The 22938-nt window shown below is 59.0% G+C and carries 23 protein-coding genes; 13 read left to right on the forward strand and 10 right to left on the reverse strand.

The features are described 5' to 3' along the window. Window positions 1–47 precede the first annotated feature (47 nt). From lptB to ACA063_RS04075, 5 genes are read right to left on the reverse strand one after another with little or no spacing between them, the layout of a single operon-like run. Window positions 48–773, reverse strand: a complete 726-nt coding sequence (gene lptB, locus ACA063_RS04055) for an LPS export ABC transporter ATP-binding protein (RefSeq protein ID WP_162439253.1) — start codon at window positions 771–773, stop codon at window positions 48–50. Then, window positions 773–1321 (reverse strand): lipopolysaccharide transport periplasmic protein LptA, encoded by a 549-nt coding sequence (gene lptA / locus ACA063_RS04060; protein WP_162439254.1) that lies wholly within the window; start codon window positions 1319–1321, stop codon window positions 773–775. Before lptA ends, lptB begins: the two co-directional genes overlap by 1 nt. Next, the gene (lptC, locus tag ACA063_RS04065) at window positions 1308–1880 is read right to left on the reverse strand and encodes an LPS export ABC transporter periplasmic protein LptC (protein WP_162439255.1); all 573 of its coding nucleotides are present in this window, start codon (window positions 1878–1880) and stop codon (window positions 1308–1310) included. The genes lptA and lptC overlap by 14 nt, the downstream gene beginning before the upstream one ends. 7 nt (window positions 1881–1887) lie before the next feature. Next, window positions 1888–2412: a KdsC family phosphatase gene (locus ACA063_RS04070; RefSeq protein ID WP_162439256.1), complete on the reverse strand. Its 525-nt coding sequence runs from the start codon at window positions 2410–2412 to the stop codon at window positions 1888–1890. Further along, a complete protein-coding gene (locus ACA063_RS04075) occupies window positions 2412–3386 on the reverse strand; it encodes a KpsF/GutQ family sugar-phosphate isomerase (protein ID WP_162439257.1) in 975 nt (324 codons plus the stop codon). The genes ACA063_RS04070 and ACA063_RS04075 overlap by 1 nt, the downstream gene beginning before the upstream one ends. A gap of 275 nt (window positions 3387–3661) precedes the next feature. Between ACA063_RS04075 and ACA063_RS04080 the strand changes: the two genes are divergently transcribed. From ACA063_RS04080 to hisC, 10 genes are all read left to right on the forward strand, one after another. Further along, the gene (locus ACA063_RS04080) at window positions 3662–4471 is read left to right on the forward strand and encodes an ATP-binding cassette domain-containing protein (RefSeq protein ID WP_162439258.1); all 810 of its coding nucleotides are present in this window, start codon (window positions 3662–3664) and stop codon (window positions 4469–4471) included. Further along, complete coding sequence (gene mlaE, locus ACA063_RS04085) at window positions 4471–5268, forward strand: lipid asymmetry maintenance ABC transporter permease subunit MlaE (RefSeq protein ID WP_162439259.1); 798 nt, start codon at window positions 4471–4473, stop codon at window positions 5266–5268. The genes ACA063_RS04080 and mlaE overlap by 1 nt, the downstream gene beginning before the upstream one ends. Continuing rightward, window positions 5268–5735, forward strand: a complete 468-nt coding sequence (gene mlaD / locus ACA063_RS04090; protein ID WP_497664867.1) for an outer membrane lipid asymmetry maintenance protein MlaD — start codon at window positions 5268–5270, stop codon at window positions 5733–5735. Before mlaE ends, mlaD begins: the two co-directional genes overlap by 1 nt. An 11-nt stretch (window positions 5736–5746) precedes the next feature. Next, window positions 5747–6400: an MlaC/ttg2D family ABC transporter substrate-binding protein gene (locus tag ACA063_RS04095; RefSeq protein WP_162439261.1), complete on the forward strand. Its 654-nt coding sequence runs from the start codon at window positions 5747–5749 to the stop codon at window positions 6398–6400. Beyond that, window positions 6397–6702 (forward strand): STAS domain-containing protein, encoded by a 306-nt coding sequence (locus ACA063_RS04100; RefSeq protein ID WP_162439262.1) that lies wholly within the window; start codon window positions 6397–6399, stop codon window positions 6700–6702. The genes ACA063_RS04095 and ACA063_RS04100 overlap by 4 nt, the downstream gene beginning before the upstream one ends. 114 nt (window positions 6703–6816) lie before the next feature. Then, window positions 6817–7056: a BolA family protein gene (locus tag ACA063_RS04105; RefSeq protein ID WP_007901566.1), complete on the forward strand. Its 240-nt coding sequence runs from the start codon at window positions 6817–6819 to the stop codon at window positions 7054–7056. A gap of 22 nt (window positions 7057–7078) precedes the next feature. Further along, on the forward strand, window positions 7079–8344 hold the full coding sequence (gene murA, locus ACA063_RS04110) for a UDP-N-acetylglucosamine 1-carboxyvinyltransferase (protein WP_122837518.1): 1266 nt from the start codon (window positions 7079–7081) through the stop codon (window positions 8342–8344). A 127-nt stretch (window positions 8345–8471) separates the two neighbouring features. Next, window positions 8472–9107, forward strand: coding sequence for an ATP phosphoribosyltransferase (gene hisG / locus ACA063_RS04115; RefSeq protein ID WP_497664868.1), 636 nt, complete (start codon window positions 8472–8474; stop codon window positions 9105–9107). A gap of 125 nt (window positions 9108–9232) precedes the next feature. Next, window positions 9233–10558, forward strand: coding sequence for a histidinol dehydrogenase (gene hisD / locus ACA063_RS04120; RefSeq protein WP_497664869.1), 1326 nt, complete (start codon window positions 9233–9235; stop codon window positions 10556–10558). A gap of 1 nt (window position 10559) precedes the next feature. After that, on the forward strand, window positions 10560–11612 hold the full coding sequence (gene hisC / locus ACA063_RS04125; RefSeq protein WP_497664870.1) for a histidinol-phosphate transaminase: 1053 nt from the start codon (window positions 10560–10562) through the stop codon (window positions 11610–11612). A 115-nt stretch (window positions 11613–11727) separates the two neighbouring features. Here hisC and ACA063_RS04130 read toward each other — a convergent pair whose 3' ends face one another. The 3 genes from ACA063_RS04130 to algW all read right to left on the reverse strand — a co-directional run bounded on the left by ACA063_RS04130 (window position 11728) and on the right by algW (window position 15813). After that, window positions 11728–12447, reverse strand: coding sequence for a DUF4198 domain-containing protein (locus ACA063_RS04130; RefSeq protein ID WP_497664871.1), 720 nt, complete (start codon window positions 12445–12447; stop codon window positions 11728–11730). A gap of 12 nt (window positions 12448–12459) precedes the next feature. Further along, complete coding sequence (locus ACA063_RS04135; RefSeq protein WP_497664872.1) at window positions 12460–14565, reverse strand: TonB-dependent siderophore receptor; 2106 nt, start codon at window positions 14563–14565, stop codon at window positions 12460–12462. Window positions 14566–14652: 87 nt separating this feature from the next. Next, window positions 14653–15813 carry a Do family serine endopeptidase AlgW gene (gene algW / locus ACA063_RS04140; RefSeq protein WP_162439266.1) on the reverse strand — a complete coding sequence of 387 codons (1161 nt, stop codon included), beginning with the start codon at window positions 15811–15813 and terminating at the stop codon, window positions 14653–14655. Window positions 15814–15915: 102 nt separating this feature from the next. On the opposite strand from algW, the gene ACA063_RS04145 reads away from it, so the two are divergent. From ACA063_RS04145 to cysN, 3 genes are all read left to right on the forward strand, one after another. After that, window positions 15916–16674, forward strand: a complete 759-nt coding sequence (locus ACA063_RS04145) for a Nif3-like dinuclear metal center hexameric protein (RefSeq protein WP_194691397.1) — start codon at window positions 15916–15918, stop codon at window positions 16672–16674. Window positions 16675–16930: 256 nt separating this feature from the next. Then, a complete protein-coding gene (gene cysD, locus ACA063_RS04150) occupies window positions 16931–17848 on the forward strand; it encodes a sulfate adenylyltransferase subunit CysD (RefSeq protein ID WP_162439268.1) in 918 nt (305 codons plus the stop codon). A gap of 9 nt (window positions 17849–17857) precedes the next feature. Beyond that, window positions 17858–19756 (forward strand): sulfate adenylyltransferase subunit CysN, encoded by a 1899-nt coding sequence (cysN, locus tag ACA063_RS04155; RefSeq protein WP_497664873.1) that lies wholly within the window; start codon window positions 17858–17860, stop codon window positions 19754–19756. 172 nt (window positions 19757–19928) lie between these two features. Here cysN and yihG read toward each other — a convergent pair whose 3' ends face one another. Further along, window positions 19929–20834: a 1-acylglycerol-3-phosphate O-acyltransferase, YihG family gene (yihG, locus tag ACA063_RS04160; RefSeq protein ID WP_497664874.1), complete on the reverse strand. Its 906-nt coding sequence runs from the start codon at window positions 20832–20834 to the stop codon at window positions 19929–19931. Then, window positions 20835–22934, reverse strand: a complete 2100-nt coding sequence (pta, locus tag ACA063_RS04165; RefSeq protein ID WP_162439273.1) for a phosphate acetyltransferase — start codon at window positions 22932–22934, stop codon at window positions 20835–20837. Window positions 22935–22938: the final 4 nt, after the last annotated feature.

A 22938-nucleotide genomic window follows, 5' to 3' on the forward strand; every position in this document is an offset into this window, starting at 1 on the left:
TTTTTATCGGTACGAGCGCTCGGACGAATGACCAGGCACTTGCGCGCTTACAGGCGAAACTCGTGGCCCAGGTACACTTCCTTGACCAGGTCGTTGGCCAGGATCGTGGCAGAGTCGCCTTCGGCGATCAGTTGACCATCGTTGACGATGTACGCCGTCTCGCAAATATCCAGGGTTTCACGGACGTTGTGGTCAGTGATCAGGACGCCGATGCCCTTGGCCTTGAGGTGATAAATGATTTGCTTGATGTCGCCCACCGAAATCGGGTCCACGCCGGCGAACGGTTCGTCGAGGAGGATGAATTTCGGATTGGTAGCCAGCGCGCGTGCAATCTCCACGCGGCGACGTTCACCACCGGACAGGCTCATGCCGAGGTTGTCGCGGATGTGGCTGATGTGGAATTCCTGAAGCAGGCTTTCTAGCTCCTTCCGGCGGCCCGCCTTGTCGAGTTCCTTGCGGGTCTCGAGGATCGCCATGATGTTATCGGCCACCGACAGTTTGCGGAAGATCGACGCCTCTTGCGGAAGATAGCCGATACCGGCCTTGGCTCGGCCGTGCATTGGCTGATGGCTGACGTCGAGGTCATCGATCAGTACACGGCCCTGATCGGCCTGCACGAGGCCGACAATCATATAAAAACAGGTGGTCTTGCCGGCGCCGTTGGGCCCGAGCAAACCGACGATCTGACCGCTGTCGATGGACAGGCTGACATCACGCACAACCTGGCGGCTCTTGTAGGCTTTGGCCAGATGCTGAGCTTTCAGAGTTGCCATTACTGGGCCTTCTGCTCGTCGGTTTTCTTTTTAGGTTGAATCACCATATCAATGCGTGGACGCGACTCGGTCACCTTGCTACCTGTAGCGCGACCAGCGCTCGCCAGCTTCTTCTCGGTGTCATAGACGATTTTCTCGCCTTGAGTGACGTTGTTGTCCTTGTCGATGACCTTGGCCTTGTCGATCAGTACAACGCGGTTTTGCGTGGCGTGGTACTGGATGGTCACACCCCAGCCCTGGACGGGCTTGGCGTCGCCGGCGGTTTGCAGTTGCTCGAAGTAAGCCAGGTTGCCGACCGAGGTCACCACGTCGATGTCGCCATTCGGCGCGCGGGTCATGGTTACCTTATTACCGGTAACCTTCATCGACCCTTGGGTGATGATCACGTCGCCGGTGTAAGTGGCAACACCGTTCTTGTCGTCCAGTTGGGCATCGTCGGCCTGAATGCGGATTGGCTGTTGTTGATCGTTCGGCAGAGCCCAGGCGCTCACGCTTCCCAGTGCTGCGCCCAGACTGAGCAAAATAGGGAGGGTTTTAACGAGCCTCATACTGTCCTCTTACGTTCGATAGCAGGTGTATCCTGCTTTCTTTCAAATACGCTTTCATTCCCGTGCCAGTCGAGACGCCACCGGCGCCGTCGATTCTAACGGGTTGCTCGGTCTGCGCATATTGCTCCTGCGGGAACACCGTCATGCGAGTACTGGTGATCAAGGTGTCGCGATTCTTCTCGTCGGTGCGTTTGACGCGAACGTTGTCAATCAGTTCGACTTCGGTGCCGCCTGAATTCACTTCACCGCGTTCGCTGGTGACGTGCCACGGAAAATCGGTACCGCGGTACATGTTCAGGTCGGGTTTGGTAACCAGAGTGATGTCCGTGGCTTTCACGTGCTCGGCTTTCTCCGACGTCATTTCATACTGCACTTTGCCGTCTTCGAGGTATTGCAGCGTGTGAGTGTTGGTCGCATACCAATCGATAGGGCTTTCTTCTGTATTGGTCGGAGGCTTGTCGAGGAAGCGTTCCGGGCTGATGTTCCAGTAGCCGACCGCGGCAAATATCGCCGCGATGCAACCGAACACCAATATGTTGCGAAACTTTTTGCTCAGCATAATGGGCTCACAGGTATGCAGCGTTCGCCGCATCGAGGCGGCCTTGGGCACGCAGGATCAATTCGCAGAATTCGCGAGCGGCACCTTCACCACCACGGGCATGAGTGACGCCATCAGCATGTTCGCGCACGAAACTGGCGGCATTGGCCACTGCCATGCCCAGGCCTACGCGGCGTATCACCGGCAGGTCCGGCAGATCGTCGCCGAGGTAGGCGACCTGTTCATAGCTTAGGCCGAGTTGGGCAAGAAGCTCGTCGAGCACCACCAGTTTGTCTTCGCGACCCTGGTAGAGGTGGGGAATGCCGAGATTTTTTGCCCGGCGCTCAACCACTGGAGTCTTGCGACCGCTGATGATAGCGGTCTGAACGCCGGCTGCCATCAACATCTTGATGCCCTGGCCGTCGAGAGTGCTGAAGGTTTTGAATTCGCTGCCATCTTCAAGGAAGTAAAGGCGTCCGTCAGTCAGGACACCGTCGACGTCGAAGATCGCCAGTTTGATGTTCTTGCCGCGTTGCAGCAGATCGGTACTCATTACATGACTCCCGCGCGGAGCAGGTCGGAGAGGTTGAAGGCGCCGATCGGACGGTCCTCCTTGTCCACGACCACCAGGGCGTTGATTCGATGGTCTTCCATGATTTTCAGGGCTTCCGCGGCCAGCATGTCGGCGCGTGCGGTTTTGCCGTGAACCGTCATGACCTGGTCGATGGTTGCATTATGGATGTCGATGGCGCGGTCGAGGGTGCGGCGCAAATCACCGTCGGTAAAGATCCCGGCGAGTGTGCCGTCGGTTTCCAGGATCGCGGTCATTCCCAGGCCCTTGCGGGTCATTTCCATCAAGGCGTCCTTCAGCAGGGTGCCGCGCGGAACCTGCGGCAGCGCTTCACCCGCGTGCATGACGTTTTCCACTTTGAGTAGAAGACGACGGCCAAGGGCGCCGCCTGGATGGGAAAAGGCGAAGTCTTCAGCGGTGAAGCCGCGTGCTTCCAGCAATGCGACGGCCAGCGCGTCACCCATGACCAGGGCGGCAGTGGTCGACGACGTGGGCGCCAGGTTCAGCGGGCACGCTTCATGCTCGACGTGGACGTTGAGGTTGACCTCGGCCGCCTTGGCCAGCGTCGAGTCAGGATTGCCGGTCATGCTGATCAGCTGGATGCCCAGGCGCTTGATCAGGGGCAGCAGGGTAACGATCTCGGAGGTCGAGCCGGAGTTGGACAGGGCAAGGATGACGTCATCACGGGTAATCATGCCCATGTCGCCGTGACTGGCTTCGGCCGGGTGCACGAAAAAGGCCGTGGTGCCAGTACTGGCGAGCGTGGCAGCGATCTTGGTGCCGATGTGCCCGGATTTCCCCATGCCGACTACGACTACGCGGCCTTTGCTGGCCAGAATCATCTCGCACGCGCGTACGAAATCTGCATCGATACGTGGAAGCAAGCCTTGTACGGCTTCCAGTTCGAGGCGGATGGTGCGTTGTGCTGATTGAACAAGCTCGCTGGATTGGCTCATGTCGGGAATCGGATAGCCTGATGAAAAGGCGGCGATTATAGCGGTTATGATCGAAACCCTCACGTAAGTTCGTCGCGCTTTGTCACTCCCTGTTACTAATCCGCTCTGAATGAGGCTTTTGACCCGTCATGTCGCTGAATATCAGCCGGCTTTAGCCTTGGGCGGCGAGCCTTTGCAGTGATATAGTTCGCCGCCAGTTCGGCCTGTCCGGGAGGTATGTGCTTTCGCCAGAAAGTCAGGCGTCCGAGTGTGAGGCTGCATCGCAAGGAGTTTAGATGAGTGCCGATAACGCCTACGCGGTCGAGCTGAAGGGACTGACCTTCAAGCGCGGTGCGCGCAGCATTTTCAATAACGTCGATATCCGTATCCCGCGCGGCAAGGTCACCGGCATCATGGGGCCCTCCGGGTGTGGCAAGACCACGCTTTTGCGGTTGATGGGCGCCCAGTTGCGTCCCACCGCCGGCGAAGTCTGGGTCAACGGCCAGAATCTGCCGAAATTGTCTCGCAGTGATTTGTTCGATGCGCGCAAGCATATGGGTGTGCTGTTCCAGAGCGGCGCGCTGTTTACCGATCTCGATGTATTCGAGAACGTCGCCTTTCCGCTACGTGTTCACACCGAGCTTCCTGAAGAAATGATCCGGGACATCGTCCTGCTCAAATTGCAGGCGGTGGGTTTGCGTGGTGCCATCGACCTTATGCCTGACGAATTGTCCGGTGGCATGAAGCGTCGAGTCGCACTGGCCCGGGCGATTGCGCTGGATCCGCAGATTCTCATGTATGACGAGCCCTTTGTGGGGCAGGACCCGATCGCCATGGGCGTATTGGTGCGCCTGATCCGCTTGCTCAACGATGCATTGGGCATTACCAGTATCGTGGTGTCCCATGACCTGGCGGAGACCGCCAGCATCGCCGATTACATTTATGTAGTCGGTGACGGACAGGTATTGGGGCAGGGCACCCCGGACGAACTGATGAATTCGGATGATCCGCGTATCCGTCAGTTCATGACAGGCGAACCCGATGGTCCGGTCGCGTACCACTTTCCAGCGACGGATTACCGCGCAGATCTTCTGGGGAAGCGTTGATGCGCAAGATTTCACTAATAGAACGAGTGCGCCGGTTCGGCCACGCGGCAATCGATGCCGTCGCGGTGTTCGGGCGTGCGACGCTGTTCCTGTTTCATGCCTTGCTCGGCCGTGGCGGCATTGGCGGCGGTTTCGGCCTGCTGATCAAGCAACTGCACTCGGTGGGCGTGATGTCCCTGGTGATCATAGTGGTCTCCGGGGTGTTCATCGGCATGGTGCTGGCGCTGCAAGGTTTCAACATTCTGTCCAGCTACGGTTCAGAACAGGCGGTCGGACAGATGGTTGCCCTGACGCTGTTGCGTGAATTGGGCCCGGTGGTCACTGCCTTGCTGTTCGCAGGACGCGCAGGTTCTGCGCTGACGGCCGAAATCGGCAACATGAAGTCCACCGAACAGCTGTCCAGTCTGGAAATGATTGGCGTCGACCCGCTCAAGTACATCATTGCCCCGCGCCTGTGGGCCGGCTTCATTTCCCTGCCGGTGCTGGCGATGATTTTCAGCGTGGTGGGTATCTGGGGTGGTTCGTGGGTGGCCGTCGACTGGCTGGGTGTTTACGAAGGCTCCTACTGGTCGAACATGCAAAACAGCGTGACGTTCACCGAAGATGTGCTCAACGGCATCATTAAAAGTATCGTCTTCGCCTTTGTTGTTACCTGGATTGCCGTATTCCAAGGTTATGACTGCGAGCCCACTTCCGAGGGGATCAGTCGTGCCACTACCAAGACCGTTGTGTACGCCTCGTTGGCTGTACTCGGCCTGGACTTTATTCTGACCGCCTTGATGTTTGGAGATTTCTGATGCAAAACCGCACCCTGGAAATCGGTGTCGGCCTTTTCTTGCTGGCTGGCATCCTGGCTTTGCTGTTGCTTGCGTTGCGGGTCAGTGGCCTGTCCCCGAGCGCAACGACCGATTCTTATAAACTTTACGCTTATTTCGACAATATCGCCGGTTTGACGGTCAGAGCTAAAGTGACCATGGCCGGTGTGACGATCGGCAAGGTGACAGCGATCGATCTGGACCGCGACAGTTACACCGGTCGAGTGACGATGCAGCTGGAAAAGCGCGTAGATAATCTGCCGACTGACTCCACCGCATCTATCCTGACTGCTGGCCTGTTGGGCGAGAAATACATCGGTATCAGCGTGGGCGGGGAAGAAGCCCTGCTCAAGGATGGCGGAACCATCCACGACACGCAGTCGTCGCTGGTGCTCGAGGACCTGATCGGTAAATTCCTGCTCAACACCGTTAGCAAAGAAGCCAAATGAGGAGCTTTTGAATGATCTCTATCTTGCGACGTGGCCTGTTGGTATTACTCGCGGCCTTGCCGTTGATGGCTAACGCCGTGGCGGCGCAGTCGGCGCACGATCTGGTGCAGGACACGACTACCCGGTTGCTGGCCGATCTGGCTGCCAACAAAGAAAAGTACAAGCAGAGCCCGAACGAGTTCTACAACGCCCTCAACGGGATTGTAGGTCCGGTGGTCGATGCTGACGGCATTTCGCGCAGCATCATGACCGTCAAGTACTCCCGTAAAGCCACGCCAGAGCAGATGCAGCGCTTCCAGGAAAACTTCAAGCGCAGCCTGATGCAGTTCTACGGCAACGCGCTGCTTGAGTACAACAACCAGGGCATCACCGTTTCGCCAGCCAAAGACGAAAGCGGCACCCGTACCAGCGTTGACATGCAGGTCAAAGGCAGCAGCGGTTCGATCTACCCAGTGTCCTACACGCTCGAGAAAATCAACGGCGAGTGGAAAGTACGCAACGTGATCATCAACGGCATCAACATCGGCAAGCTGTTCCGCGATCAGTTCCAGGATTCGATGCAGCGTAATGGCAATGACCTGGACAAGGTCATTAACAACTGGGCCGGCGAAGTTGCCAAGGCCAAGGAAACCACCGAGCAAGCGGCCGAGAAGCAAGCCCAATGAGTGAGTCGGCGGTTCAGATGAGCGAGGCCGGCGAACTGCTGCTCAGCGGCACTCTGGATTACCGCAGCGGTCCTGTCTTGCGTAAGCAGGGTCAGGCGCTGATCAAGGCCAGCAAGGCTGCGGCATTGGTCGTGGATTGCTCGCAGGTGGTGAAGTCCAGCAGCGTCGGCTTGTCGTTGTTGTTGTGCTTCATGCGAGATGCCCAGGCGGCCGGCAAGGCCCTGAGCATCCGCGCGATGCCCGAAGATATGCGCGAAATCGCTCAGGTCAGCGAGCTGACCGAGCTGTTGGCGCATCCCTAACCCGCATCTATAAAGAAGCCCCCCGTCAGAGTCCTGCTTAGCGGGGTTCGCAGGCGCGGGGCTTTTTTGTATGATGTCCGACCCGCGCGCACTAGGCGCCGATTGAGGTTGAGCATGCAGGCCGTAGAAGTGAAGAGCTTCCTTGAAGGAAAGCTGCCTAATACAAAGGTGGAAGTTGAGGGCGAAGGCTGCAACTTCCAGCTGAACGTGATTAGCGATGAACTGGCGGCGTTGAGCCCGGTGAAGCGTCAGCAGCAGGTCTATGCCCATTTGAACCCATGGATCACCGATGGCAGCATCCATGCGGTCACTATGAAATTTTTCAGCAGCGCGGCCTGGGCCGAGCGCACCTGAGCCCACGGGCGTCGAGATTCTTATGGATAAATTGATTATTACCGGTGGCGTTCGTCTTGATGGCGAAATCCGCATCTCCGGGGCAAAGAACTCTGCCCTGCCGATCCTGGCTGCAACCCTGCTGTGCGATGGTCCGGTGACTGTTGCCAACCTGCCGCACCTGCACGACATCACCACCATGATCGAGCTGTTCGGCCGCATGGGCATCGAGCCGGTGATCGACGAGAAGCTCAGCGTCGAAATCGACCCGCGCACCATCAAGACCCTGATCGCTCCGTACGAACTGGTTAAGACCATGCGTGCATCGATCCTGGTACTGGGTCCGATGGTTGCCCGTTTCGGTGAAGCCGAAGTCGCACTGCCTGGCGGTTGCGCCATCGGCTCGCGTCCGGTTGACCTGCACATCCGTGGCCTCGAAGCCATGGGCGCAGTGATCGACGTGGAAGGCGGCTACATCAAGGCCAAGGCGCCTGAAGGTGGCCTGCGCGGCGCGCACTTCTTCTTCGATACCGTCAGCGTAACCGGCACCGAAAACATCATGATGGCGGCCGCTCTGGCCAAGGGTCGCAGCGTTCTGCAAAACGCCGCTCGCGAGCCTGAAGTCATCGACCTGGCGAACTTCCTGATCGCCATGGGCGCCAAGATTTCCGGCGCAGGTACTGACACCATCACCATCGATGGCGTCGATCGTCTGCACCCGGCCACTTACAAAGTGATGCCTGACCGTATCGAAACCGGTACCTACCTGGTTGCCGCTGCCGTAACTGGCGGTCGCGTGAAGGTCAAGGACACGGATCCGACCATCCTCGAAGCCGTTCTTGAGAAACTCAAGGAAGCGGGTGCTGAAATCACCTGTGGCGAAGACTGGATCGAGCTGAACATGCACGGCAAGCGGCCGAAAGCCGTCAACGTGCGGACCGCTCCATACCCGGCGTTCCCGACTGACATGCAAGCACAGTTCATCTCCCTCAACGCCATTGCCGAAGGCACCGGTGCCGTGATCGAGACGATCTTCGAAAATCGCTTCATGCACGTTTACGAACTGCACCGCATGGGCGCCAAGATCCAGGTCGAAGGCAACACGGCCATCGTGACCGGCACCGAGAAGCTCAAAGGCGCGCCAGTCATGGCCACCGACCTGCGTGCATCGGCCAGCCTGGTCATCTCGGCATTGATCGCTGAAGGCGACACCCTGATCGACCGCATCTACCACATCGATCGTGGTTACGAGTGCATCGAAGAGAAACTGCAGATGCTCGGCGCCAAGATCCGCCGCGTACCGGGCTAGTTTCTGCTGTATGGGCGCAGGGACGCGCCCGATGAATTGTTCAGAGTCGAGCCGGTTTCCGGCTCGATGTGTGTCCGGCGCCGATTGCGACCGGGCATGAGTACCTTGATAAGGACTGACGTTTCCCATGTTGACCATCGCACTGTCCAAGGGCCGCATCCTTGACGACACCCTGCCGCTTCTGGCTGAAGCGGGCATCGTGCCGACCGAGAATCCGGACAAAAGCCGCAAGCTGATCATCCCCACGACCCAGCCTGATGTACGTCTGCTGATCGTTCGCGCCACCGATGTGCCGACCTACGTCGAGCATGGTGCGGCGGATCTGGGCGTCGCCGGTAAAGATGTGTTGATGGAATACGGTGGCCAGGGCCTGTACGAGCCACTGGACCTGCAAATTGCCCAATGCAAACTGATGACAGCAGGCAAGGTCGGGGCGATCGAGCCCAAGGGCCGCCTGCGCATCGCTACCAAGTTCGTCAACGTTGCCAAGCGTTACTATGCCGAGCAAGGTCGTCAGGTCGACATCATCAAGCTGTACGGCTCGATGGAGCTGGCACCGCTGATCGGTCTGGCCGACAAGATCATCGACGTGGTCGACACCGGTAACACGCTGCGGGCTAACGGCCTTGAGCCACAGGATTTCATTGCGGCCATCAGCTCCCGTCTGATCGTCAACAAAGCCTCGATGAAGATGCAGCACGCCCGCATCCAGGCGTTGATCGACACCCTGCGCAAGGCAGTGGAGTCTCGACACCGCGGCTGATTCACCTGCGCGACGTTAAGTCGCGCCCGTCTATCCGCCTCATAGCCAGAATTCTCAGGTGCCCAAGCGGATCGAACGATAGCATTGGGCGCCTGAGTTTTTGCCATTCCTATGAGGCTCTCGCTATGACCGCACCGACTGCAATTCGCCGACTCAACGCTGCCGATCCTGATTTCGCACATCATCTGGATCATCTGCTGAGCTGGGAAAGTGTGTCTGACGACTCGGTCAATCAGCGGGTGCTGGACATCATCAAAGCCGTGCGCGAGCGTGGCGATGCGGCGCTGGTGGAATTCACCCAGAAGTTCGACGGCCTGGAAGTTGCGTCCATGGCGGACCTGATCCTGCCGCGCGAACGCCTGGAACTGGCTCTGACCCGAATCACCATTCCTCAACGCGAGGCGCTGGAAAAAGCCGCCTCCCGCGTGCGCAGCTACCACGAAAAACAGAAGCAGGACTCCTGGAGCTACACCGAAGCCGACGGCACGGTGCTGGGCCAGAAAGTCACGCCGCTGGATCGCGCCGGTCTGTACGTTCCGGGCGGCAAAGCGTCGTACCCGTCGTCGGTGCTGATGAACGCGATTCCGGCCAAAGTTGCCGGCGTGACCGAAGTGGTCATGGTCGTGCCAACCCCGCGCGGTGAAATCAACGAGCTGGTGCTGGCGGCTGCCTGCATCGCCGGCGTCGACCGGGTGTTTACCATCGGCGGTGCCCAGGCCGTTGCCGCACTGGCTTATGGCACCGAAAGCGTGCCGAAAGTCGACAAGGTGGTGGGCCCTGGCAACATCTATGTCGCCACCGCCAAGCGCCACGTGTTCGGCCAGGTCGGTATCGACATGATCGCCGGCCCGTCGGAGATTCTTGTGGTGTGCGACGGTCAGACCGATCCTGACTGGATCGCCATGGACCTGTTTTCCCAGGCCGAGCACGACGAAGATGCTCAGGCGATTCTGGTCAGCCCGGACGCCGAGTTCCTCGACAAGGTTGCTGCGAGCATCAACAAACTGATGCCGACCATGGAGCGCGCCGAGATTATCGAAACTTCGATCAATGGCCGTGGGGCCTTGATCCTCGTTCGAGACATGGAACAGGCCATCGAAGTGGCCAACCGCATCGCGCCGGAACACCTGGAGTTGTCGGTGGCTGATCCACAAGCCTGGCTGCCGCAGATCCGTCACGCCGGTGCGATTTTCATGGGCCGTCACACCTCTGAAGCCTTGGGCGACTACTGCGCAGGCCCGAACCACGTGCTGCCAACATCTGGCACCGCGCGGTTCTCGTCGCCGCTGGGTGTGTACGATTTCCAGAAACGTTCGTCGATCATTTTCTGCTCCGAGCAGGGTGCGTCCGAACTGGGCAAGACCGCTTCCGTGCTGGCCCGTGGCGAGTCGCTGACCGCCCACGCACGCAGCGCCGAATACCGCATCGTCGACGACAAGCAGGGGAACTGAAATGAGTAAATTCTGGAGCCCTTTCGTCAAGGATCTGGTGCCTTACGTGCCGGGCGAGCAGCCGAAGCTGACGAAGCTGGTGAAGCTCAATACCAACGAAAACCCGTACGGTCCGTCGCCAAAAGCCTTGGCGGCCATGCAGACCGAACTGAATGACAACCTGCGTCTGTACCCGGACCCGAACAGCGATCTGCTCAAGCAAGCCGTTGCCAAATACTACGGCGTGCAAGGCAATCAGGTGTTCCTCGGCAACGGTTCCGATGAAGTCCTGGCGCACATCTTCCACGGTTTGTTGCAGCACGATAAGCCTCTGCTGTTCCCGGACATCAGCTACAGCTTCTATCCGGTTTACTGCGGTTTGTATGGCATCACGTTCGACGCGGTGCCGCTGGACGAACAGTTCCGGATCAACCCGGCGGACTACGCCAAACCCAACGGCGGGATCATTTTCCCGAACCCGAACGCGCCGACCGGTTGCTTGCTGGCGCTGGACGCCGTCGAGCAAATCCTCAAGGCAAGCCCGGATTCAGTGGTCGTGGTGGACGAGGCCTACATCGACTTTGGCGGCGAAACCGCTATCGGCCTGGTGGACCGTTATCCGAACTTGCTGGTGACCCAGACGCTGTCCAAGTCGCGTTCGCTGGCGGGGCTGCGGGTGGGGCTGGCGGTAGGGCATCCGGACCTGATCGAGGCGCTGGAGCGGATCAAGAACAGCTTTAATTCCTATCCAATCGATCGTCTGGCGAATGTCGGTGCCGCTGCAGCGTTCGAAGATCGCGAATACTTCGAGAAGACTTGCGGGTGGGTGATCGAGAGTCGCGAGAAGGTGGTCGGTCAGTTGGAAGCGAAGGGCTTTGAAGTGTTGCCGTCGGCGGCGAACTTCATTTTTGCACGTCACCCGCAACACGATGCGGCGGGACTGGCAGCAAAGTTACGCGAACAGGGGGTTATCGTTCGTCATTTCAAGCAGGAGCGCATCGCGCAATTCCTGCGAATTTCGATTGGCACGCCTGAGCAGAATCAAGCACTGATCGATGGCCTCGGTGACCTGTAAATCAATTTGCAACGCTGTGTAAGTGAGCCTGCTCGCGATAGCGGTCTAACAGTCAACATCATCGTGGACTGTTAGACCGCGCTCGCGAGCAGGCCCAATCCCACCCTGTTTTGCTCTACTCGTGATGCGCCTCACCAAGGAACGTCAGCGAGCTGAACACCCCTCGCATCGCCACATCCGGATTACCTTTCACAGGCACTTCCATCTGTGCCGCAATCACATTCAACCCTTCATTTCTCACCAGCACCTGCGCCCGGCCATCGGCATCGGTCTCGGTACTCAACGTGTTCGGCGCACTGCGGTAATCACCCATCAACTTCACTCCCGCAGCCGGTTTGCCATCCAGTAGCACGCGCACGGGCAACGAGTTTCCTGGCCCGACGGTCAACGGATCGACCTCCGGCAAAATCAGCAATTTCATCTGATCGAGCGCCGGTAACTTCGCACCCGGCTGATAAATTGCCAGGCTGTACTTGAAGGTCTGGATCGACTCTATTGCCGCCGGCACTTTGCTGCGTCCTTCGTTTACCCACTTTTTATCGGCGGTCTGCGACCACATCCCGTTATTCAATGCCACCGCGATGACGGCCGGCGGTTTCAACGGTTGCAAGCGAGCGTGATCCGGCAGACGTTGTACCGTTACCGGGATCATTTTGCCGCTGACGTCATACGCCCAGGCACCACTGATCTTCTGTGGTTTGAACGGGTTGTCTTCGGCGCCATGGCCGTAAATCACTTCGATATTGCCGCGACGTTGTTCGGTCCAGAGGCCATGGGCCGAGACTTCGGCGGCACAGAGCAAGCCGAGTAGCGCCAGGTGTTTGAGGTATCGCATGGTGACGTCCTTTTACAGGTTGAGTGTCAGGCTGACGGTGAAATTGCGCGGCTCGCCGGGATTCACCCAGTAGTTGCTGTACGAGCGCTCGAAGTATTTCTCATCGAAAAGGTTGTTCAGGTTCAGGCCAACGGTGACGGTATCGCTGGCTTTGTAGTGGGCCAGCAGGTCGACGGTGTGGTAAGCCGGCAATTCGAAATCGCTGCCGGATTCGCCCGAGCGATCGCCGACATAGGTCAGCGCCGCGCCCACATCCGAGCCACGCAAATGACCCTCCTGAAACTCATAAACCCCCAGCAGACTGCCGCTGCGTTTGGCGACGCCGAGAATGCGGCTGCCGGTGGGAATGACGTTGTCGCCCTCGGTGACTTCAGCGTCGATGTAGGCAAATGCGCCGATCACACGAACGGCGTCGGTCACTTGCCCGGTGACTTGCAGGTCGAATCCCTGACTGCGCGCCTTGCCCATCGCACGGCTGGTATCCGTGCCCGGGTCGAGTGCGAGGACGTTTTCCTTTTCGATATGGAAGAGGGCAAAGGTGCTGCTCAAGCGATCGTCAAACAGCTCGCTTTTGATCCCGATTTCATAACCCGTCCCTTCTTCCGGGTCGAAGGATTTGCCGCCCGCGTCGAGGCCGTTGTTCGGTTTGAATGAGGTAGAGACGTTGGCAAACACGCCGACTGATGGCGTCAGTTGGTAGAGCAGGCCGGCCCGTTGCGTAAGCGCGTCATGGCGCTGACGACTGTTGGCGCCTCGAGTGTGATCGTCGATGCGTTGCTCGAAATGCTCGAAGCGTACGCCGAGCATGCCGCGCAGTTTCTCGGTGAAGATAATCTGGTCCTGCAGATTCAGCGCGTGGCTTTCGACATGTTCGAAGACGTCCGTGCCGGAGCGTGCGCCGTCAGGTTTCGGCTGCCCATAGACCGGATGATAGATGTCAATGTCGTACGGGCCACCGGCAATAGTGGCCACGCGTTCGTTCTTGCGGTAGTTCTCGTACTCAGTGCCGATCAGCAGTTCGTGCTGCCAGCTGCCGAGGTCGAACAGGCCGCGCAGTTCGAGTTGCGTGATGCTGTCGTGCCAATCATTGTCACGCTCGCGGTAGCGGCGATTAACCGTGTGCCCGTCGGCATTCAACGGTCGAGCCTCCGAGGCGAAGCCCCAGAGTTTGCCTTCCTTGTAGTGACTGGCGAGGCGCAGCTTCCAGCGGTCGTCGAGCTGATGTTCGAGCGCGGCTTGCAGCCTGTTGTTGTGGTTATCGATGTCGCCGTCGTTCGGTTCGCCGAGAAAAGTCGAGCGCGAGACGCCGCTCCATTTATTGTCGGGCGCGACGATGCCGCGGTCGAACGTCGAGCTGTGGCGGACGAATTCGCTTTCTACCAGCAGGTGGGTGTCAGGGTTCAATTGCCAGCTGAAAGAGGGCGCGACGAACACGCGCTGGCTGTCGACGTGATCGCGAAAGCTGTGGTTGTCCTCGAAGGCCACATTCACTCGGGATAACACATTGCCCGCATCATCCAGTGGCGTATTGACGTCCAGAGTGGTGCGATAGCGATCCCGGCTGCCGGCACTGGTTTGCAGCGTGGTGAAGGCTTCGGGCTGTGGTTTCTTGGTGACGATGTTCACCGTGCCGCCAGGATCACCACGGCCATAGAGGCTGGCGGCGGGGCCTTTGAGCACTTCGATACGCTCGATATTGGCCACGTCCGGTGTGCTCGGATAGCCACGGTTGGCGCTGAATCCGTCTTTGTAGAACTCGGACGTGGTGAAGCCGCGCACGCTGTATTCATACAGCGTCAGGCCACCGAAGTTGTTCTGTTTTGACACACCGCCGGCAAAATCCAGTGCGCGCTCGACGCTGGTGCTGCCCAGATCCTTGAGCACGCTGGCGGGAATCACACTGATGGATTGCGGGATATCACGGATCGCCGTGTCGGTTTTGGTCGCACTGGAGGAGCGCGTGGCGCGGTAGCCCTTGACCGGGCCGGTGGGGGATTCGTACTCGGAGGTGACGCTGATGGCGTCCAGTTCGAGGGGGCCGGACTCTTCGGCGAAGACCGGATCACCCAGCAGGCTGAGGGTCAACCCTGCTACGGAGGCCATTGTTCGAGACGACATGTTATGTTGTTCCAATAGTGATATTGAAACAATATAACATGTCTAATGAGAATGTCTGCCGTTAACCCGAGGGTCTCTGGTTAGCGCTTACTCTTCCTCTTTCTCTTTGACCGGCGCCGGTGGTGGGCGCAGGCCGATCTCGGCAGTGAGCTTCAACTCCTTGCCGTTACGCATCACCTGAATCGACACCTTGTCCGTTGGTTTGATCCGCGCAACCTGGTTCATCGAACGACGGCCATCTCCGGCCGGTTCGCCATCGATGGCGAGGATCACATCCCCCAATTGCAAGCCGGCCTTCTGCGCCGGGCCGTCACGGAAGATCCCCGCGACCACGATACCCGGACGCCCCGACAGACCAAACGACTCCGCCAGTTCCTGAGTCAATGGCTGCACTTCAATCCCGAGCCAGCCACGAATCACCTGGCCGTGCTCGATGATCGACTTCATCACCTCCATGGCCAGCTTGACCGGAATCGCGAAGCCGATGCCCTGGGAGCCGCCGGACTTGGAGAAGATCGCCGTGTTGATGCCCGTCAGGTTGCCGTTGGCATCCACCAGCGCACCGCCGGAGTTACCCGGGTTGATCGCGGCGTCGGTCTGGATGAAGTCTTCGTAGTTGTTCAGGCCCAGCTGATTACGTCCAGTGGCACTGATGATGCCCATGGTCACGGTCTGGCCGACGCCGAACGGGTTGCCGATGGCCAGTGCCACGTCGCCGATGCGGATATTGTCGGAGCGGCCGATGGTGATCGACGGCAGGTTTTTCAGATCGATTTTCAACACCGCAAGGTCGGTTTCCGGATCGCTGCCGATGACGCGTGCGAGGGTTTCACGGCCGTCCTTGAGCGCGACCACAATCTGATCGGCGCCACTGGTTACGTGGTTGTTGGTCAGAATGTAGCCTTCCGGGCTCATCATTACGCCAGAGCCGAGGCTCGACTCCATGCGCTTCTGCTTGGGCGAGTTGTCGCCGAAAAAGCGGCGGAACTGCGGGTCCTCAAACAGCGGATGGTTCGGCTTGTTGATGACTTTGGTGGTGTACAGGTTGACTACAGCCGGCGCGGCGGTAGTTACGGCGTCTGCGTACGACACCGGACCTTGTTGCACGCTGGTGGTCTGTGGCGCTTGCTGCAGGTTGACGTCGAGGCTTGGAAGCCCGACCCATTGCGGGTAACGCTGGATTATCAACAGAGCGATAAGCACGCCGGCCAACAGCGGCCAGCCGGAAAAACGCAGCGCCTTGAGCATTAAGCACGTCCTGAAAGGTTGCAGGCGGTATGAGACCGCCCATAATGTCGCGCATTATACGAGGCCGAGCGCGCCTCTGAACGGGATATTTAGGAGTCTTTTATGGCCGTCGCCTTGAGCACCCTGGTTGAAGAAGCCGACCGCTACCTCGCCAGTGCAAAGATTGCCGATTACTGCCCTAACGGATTGCAGGTCGAAGGCCGGCCGCAAGTGATGCGCATTGTCAGTGGCGTCACGGCCAGCCAGGCTTTACTGGATGCCGCTGTCGAAGCACAGGCCGACCTGGTGCTGGTGCATCACGGCTATTTCTGGAAGGGCGAGAACCCGTGCATCACCGGCATGAAGCAGCGTCGTTTGAAGACTTTGCTCAAGCACGACATCAGCCTGCTGTCTTATCACTTGCCGCTGGACCTGCATCCGGATGTCGGCAATAACGTGCAGCTTGCTCATCAGCTGGACATCACGGTCGAAGGCCCGCTCGATCCGGGCAACCTCAAAATCGTCGGCCTGGTGGGCTCGCTGAATGAGCCGATGACACCACGTGATTTCGCTCGTCGAGTTCAGGACGTCATGGGCCGCGAGCCGTTACTGATCGAAGGCAGCGCGATGATTCGCCGTGTGGGCTGGTGCACCGGTGGTGGGCAGGGCTACATCGATCAGGCCGTCCTGGCGGGTGTCGACCTTTACCTCAGTGGTGAAGCGTCCGAGCAAACCTTCCACAGTGCCCGTGAAAACGACATCAGTTTCATCGCCGCCGGTCACCACGCCACTGAGCGTTACGGCGTGCAAGCGCTGGGCGATTACCTGGCACGCCGCTTTGCCCTCGAACACATCTTTATCGATTGCCCGAATCCGATCTGATTTGCGTAGCCCCCTGTAGGAGCTGCCGCAGGCTGCGATCTTTTGATCCTAAAATCAACGTCAAAAGATCGCAGCCTGCGGCAGCTCCTACAGGGGCAGTTCCAACCCGTCAGGGTAATCCATACCCAAACGAGGGGGTATATTCATATACCCTTTCGATCTAGCTGGCGCCCTGATTAGAAGGAGTCGCTGTGCTAGCATTCCCCGCTCGAACACGGCCCGCTGGCCGTCCATAAGATCGTTTTCGTGAGTAGCCATGGTCGACAAACTGACGCATCTGAAACAGCTGGAGGCCGAAAGCATCCACATCATCCGCGAGGTCGCCGCCGAGTTCGATAACCCGGTGATGCTGTACTCCGTCGGTAAAGATTCCGCCGTGATGCTGCACCTTGCGCGCAAGGCATTCTTCCCGGGCAAGCTGCCGTTCCCGGTGATGCACGTCGACACCCGGTGGAAGTTCAAGGAGATGTACGCGTTCCGCGATCGCATGGTCGAAGAGCTCGGCCTGGACCTGCTGGTCCACGTCAACCCCGATGGCGTCGCACAGGGCATCAACCCGCTGACCCACGGTAGCGCAAAGCACACCGACATCATGAAAACCGAAGGCCTGAAGCAGGCTCTCGACAAGTACGGTTTCGACGCTGCTTTCGGTGGTGCCCGTCGCGACGAAGAAAAGTCCCGCGCCAAAGAGCGCGTGTATTCCTTCCGCGATACCAAACACCGCTGGGACCCGAAGAACCAGCGTCCAGAACTGTGGAACGTCTACAACGGCAACGTCAACAAGGGTGAATCCATCCGTGTGTTCCCGTTGTCGAACTGGACCGAGCTGGACATCTGGCAGTACATCTACCTCGAAGGCATCCCTATCGTGCCTCTGTATTTCGCCGCCGAGCGCGACGTCATCGAGATGAATGGCACCTGGATCATGATCGACGACGAACGCCTGCTCAATCACCTGAGCGACGAAGACAAGAAGCGTATCGTCAAGAAGAAAGTCCGGTTCCGTACACTGGGTGACTACCCGTTGACCGGTGCGGTCGAGTCCGAGGCCACCAGCCTGACCGACATCATTCAGGAAATGCTCCTGACGCGAACTTCCGAACGCCAGGGCCGGGTCATCGACCACGATGGCGCAGGCTCGATGGAAGAAAAGAAACGTCAGGGTTATTTCTAAGGGGTTGTCATGTCGCACGTATCTGATTTGATCAGCGAGGACATCCTCGCCTACTTGGGCCAGCACGAACGCAAGGAAATGCTGCGCTTTCTGACCTGTGGCAACGTCGACGACGGCAAGAGCACCCTGATCGGGCGCCTGCTGCACGACTCCAAGATGATCTACGAAGATCACCTGGAAGCCATCACCCGCGACTCGAAAAAAGTCGGCACCACCGGTGATGACATCGACCTGGCATTGCTGGTCGACGGCCTGCAGGCCGAGCGGGAGCAGGGCATCACCATCGATGTCGCCTACCGCTACTTCTCCACCGCCAAGCGCAAGTTCATCATCGCCGACACCCCGGGCCATGAGCAGTACACTCGCAACATGGCCACCGGTGCGTCCACCTGTGACCTGGCGATCATCCTGATCGACGCCCGCTACGGCGTGCAGACCCAAACCCGTCGCCACAGCTTTATCGCCTCGTTGCTGGGGATCAAACACATTGTGGTGGCCGTCAACAAGATGGACATCAATGGTTTTGACCAAAGCGTATTCGAGTCGATCAAGGCCGATTACCTGAAGTTCGCCGAAGGCATCGCGTTCAAGCCGACCACCATGGCGTTCGTGCCGATGTCGGCGCTCAAGGGCGACAACGTGGTGAACAAGTCCGAGCGTTCGCCGTGGTACACCGGCCAGTCGCTGATGGAAATTCTCGAGACCGTCGAAATCGCCAACGACCGCAACTACACCGACCTGCGTTTCCCGGTGCAGTACGTCAACCGTCCGAACCTGAACTTCCGGGGTTTCGCCGGCACCCTCGCCAGCGGCGTCGTGCACAAGGGCGACGAAGTCGTTGTGCTGCCGTCGGGCAAGAGCAGCCGCGTGAAATCCATCGTCACCTTCGAGGGTGAACTGGAACACGCAGGTCCTGGTCAGGCGGTGACGCTGACCATGGAAGACGAGATCGATATCTCCCGCGGCGATTTGCTGGTGCACGCCGATAACTTGCCGCAAGTGACCGACGCCTTCGACGCCATGCTGGTGTGGATGGCCGAAGAACCGATGCTGCCGGGCAAGAAATACGACATCAAACGCGCCACGACGTACGTGCCGGGTTCGATCACCAGCATCGTCAACCGCGTTGATGTGAACACTCTTGAAGAAGGCCCGGCCAGCTCGTTGCAGCTGAACGAGATCGGTCGCGTCAAGATCAGCCTCGACGCCGCTATCGCGCTGGACGGTTACGCAAGCAACCGCACCACCGGTTCGTTCATCGTCATCGATCGCTTGACCAACGGTACTGTCGCCGCCGGCATGATCATCGCTCAGCCGTTGGCACATGGCAGTAGCACGCATCACGGCAAGCTGGCTCACGTTGCCACCGAAGAGCGTGCCCAGCGCTTCGGCCAGCAGCCGGCCACCGTACTGTTCAGCGGCTTGTCGGGCGCGGGCAAAAGCACCTTGGCTTATGCGGTTGAACGCAAGCTGTTCGACATGGGGCGTGCGGTGTTTGTGTTGGATGGCCAGAACCTGCGTCACGACCTGAATAAAGGTCTGCCACAGGATCGCGCCGGTCGTACCGAAAACTGGCGTCGTGCGGCGCACGTTGCGCGTCAGTTCAATGAAGCCGGCTTGCTGACTCTTGCGGCCTTTGTGGCACCGAGTGCAGAAGGTCGTGAGCAAGCCAAGGACTTGATCGGCAAGGAACGTCTGCTGACGGTCTACGTCCAGGCTTCGCCGGCGGTCTGTGCCGAGCGTGACCCACAAGGTCTGTACGCGGCGGCCGGGGATAACATCCCGGGCGAATCCTTCCCGTTCGACGTGCCGCTCGATGCCGACCTCGTGGTCGATACCCAAGCGCTGTCGCTGGAAGAAAGCGTCAAGCAAGTGCTGGATCTGCTACGCCAGCGCGGCGCGATCTAAGCCTTAGCTGCCCATGAAAAACCCGCCGATGAGTGATCATCCGGCGGGTTTTTTTGTTTCGGATCAACTCGATCAACTGTGGGAGCCAGCCTGCTGGCGATTGCGGTGATTCAGTCGACAAATCTGCCGAATGTGAATCCGCTATCGCCAGCAGGCTGGCTCCCACAGGAGATCAGGGTTTGCCTGGATATTCGCGATGCATCTGCTCCAGCAACGCATCCTTGTCTTCCCACAGCTGATTGATCCAGCCCTGGAACTGCAATCGGTACTCTCCATCCTGGTCGTAATTCTTGCCAATGAACTGCGGCGGAATTTTCAGCTCCTGAAAATGCACCACCACGTCCTTGACGTTCCCGCACAACAAATCCCAATACCCCGGACGACCGCCCGGATAGTGAATAGTCACATTGACGATGGACTCCAGCTGCTCACCCATCGCATCCAGCACGAACGCAATACCACCCGCCTTGGGCTTGAGCAGGTACTTGAACGGTGACTTCTGCTGCGCGTGCTTGCCCCCGGTGAAACGCGTGCCTTCGACAAAGTTGAAAATACCCACCGGGTTATTACGAAACTTGTCGCAGGTCTTGCGGGTGGTTGCCAGGTCTTTGCCTTTCTTCTCCGGGTGCTTTTCCAGGTAGGCCTTGGAGTAGCGCTTCATGAACGGAAAGCCCAGGGTCCACCACGCCAGACCAATCACCGGCACCCAAATCAGCTCTTGCTTGAGAAAGAACTTCAGCGGCTGGATGCGACGGTTGAGCACGTATTGCAGCACCATGATGTCGACCCAGCTCTGGTGGTTGCTGGTGATCAGATACGAATGCTGATAATCCAGCCCCTCGAGGCCGCTCAGGTGCCAGCGAGTGCGGCAGACGAGGTCCATCCAGGCCTTGTTGTTGCTGATCCAGGCTTCGTGCGTATGACTCATCAGCCAGCGCGTGAATCGCTGGGTCAAGGCGAAAGGCAATACCTTGAAGATCGCCACGCAGAACAGGAACGAGCAGAGCAGAATGGTGTTTAGTGCCAACAGCAACGAAGCAATCACGCCACGAACAGGTGCAGGTAGAAAATCCAGCATTTAAAGATCCATAGGTCGGTTGGCAGCTTGGATCGCGGTCAACGCGATGGTGTACACGATGTCATCGACTTGCGCGCCGCGTGGCAGGTCGTTTACCGGTTTGCGCAGGCCCTGCAGCATCGGGCCGAGGCTGACGCAATCGGCACTGCGCTGCACGGCTTTGTGCGTGGTGTTGCCGGTGTTCAGGTCGGGGAACACGAACACCGTGGCTCGACCGGCCACCTGGCTGTTCGGCGCCAGCTGCCGGGCCACGGTTTCGTTGGCGGCAGCGTCGTACTGCAACGGGCCGTCGATCAGCAGAGAATGCTGCTGCTCGTGGGCAAGCAACGTCGCTTCGCGCACCTTCTCGACTTCTTCACCGCTGGCTGATTCGCCACTGGAGTAGCTGATCATTGCTACCCGTGGAGTGATGCCGAACGCGGCCGCCGAGTCAGCGCTTTGCAGCGCGATTTCGGCCAGTTCGCTGGCGCTCGGATGCGGGTTCATCACGCAATCGCCGTACACCAGTACTTCTTCCGGAAACAGCATGAAGAACACCGACGACACCAGCGTGCAGCCTGGTGCAGTCTTGATCAACTGCAAGGCCGGACGGATGGTGTTGGCGGTGGAGTGAATGACGCCAGAGACGAGGCCATCGACTTCATCCAGCGCGAGCATCATGGTGCCGATAACCACGGTGTCTTCAAGCTGCTGCTCGGCCATCGGTGCATTGAGGCTTTTGCTTTTGCGCAGTGCGACCATCGGTTCGACGTAGCGCTCGCGGATCAGGTCCGGGTCGAGAATTTCCAGTCCCGGCGGCAGCTCGATGCCTTGCGCGCGAGCCACCGCTTCGACGTCCTCGGGTTTGGCCAGCAGCACGCAACGGGCAATTCCGCGTGCCTGACAAATCGCCGCCGCCTGGACGGTCAACGGCTCGCTGCCTTCGGGCAGCACGATGCGTTTGTTGGCCGCCTGGGCCCGCTGAATCAATTGATAACGGAATACGGCAGGCGACAGGCGCATTTCCCGTGGCGTGCCGCAGCGCTGGTGCAGCCAGTTGGCGTCGAGGTGGCTGGCGACGAAATCGGTGATGATCTCCGCGCGCTCACGGTCGTCAATCGGGATTTCCTTATTCAATCCGTTCAGCTGGTTGGCGGTGTCGTAGGAACCGGTGCTCACCGACAGCACTGGCAAACCAGCCTGCAGCGCGCCCCGACACAAATCCATGATGCGCGGATCGGGCAGGGTATCGCTCGTCAGCAGCAGACCGGCCAATGGCACGCCGTTCATGGCAGCGAGGCTGACAGCGAGAATGATGTCGTCGCGATCCCCGGGGGTCACCACCAGTACGCCGGGCTTGAGCAGCTCCACGGTGTTGCGCATGGTGCGGGCGCAGATAATGATTTTGGTCATGCGCCGGGTTTCGTAATCGCCGGCATTGAGAATCTGTGCGCCCATCAAATCGGCGACGTCGCGAGTTCGGGGGGCATTCAGTTCCGGCTGGAAGGGGATGCAGCCCAGCAGACGGAAATCACCACTGCGCAGCAACGGCGAGTGTTCTTTCAGGCGCGAGGCGAAGACATCCATGCTTTCGTCGGTCTTGACCTTGTTGAGGATCACGCCGAGGACTTTCGGGTCCTTCGGACCGCCGAACAATTGCGCCTGCAATTCCACGCGACCGGACAATTCGGTCAGCACTTCGTTTTCCGGCGCTGATACCAGGATCACATCCGCGTCCAGGCTCTTGGCCAAGTGCAGATTCACCCGCGCGGCATAGCTGGCGCTGCGGGTCGGCACCATGCCTTCAACGATCAGCACGTCCTTGCCGATAGCGGCCTGCTGGTAGAGCGTGATGATTTCTTCGAGCAATTCGTCGAGCTGACCATCGCCCAGCATTCGCTCGACATGCGCCAGGCCCAACGGTTGAGGCGGTTTCAGGCCGTGGGTCCGTGCCACCAGTTCGGTGGAGCGTTCCGGTCCTGTATCACCAGGGTGTGGCTGGGCAATCGGTTTGAAAAAACCGACCTTGAGACCGGCTCGCTCGAGCGTACGCACCAGCCCGAGGCTGATGGAGGTCAGACCCACGCCAAAATCGGTGGGTGCGATAAAAAAAGTTTGCATGCGG

The organism is Pseudomonas sp. LBUM1643, from assembly GCF_059716215.1.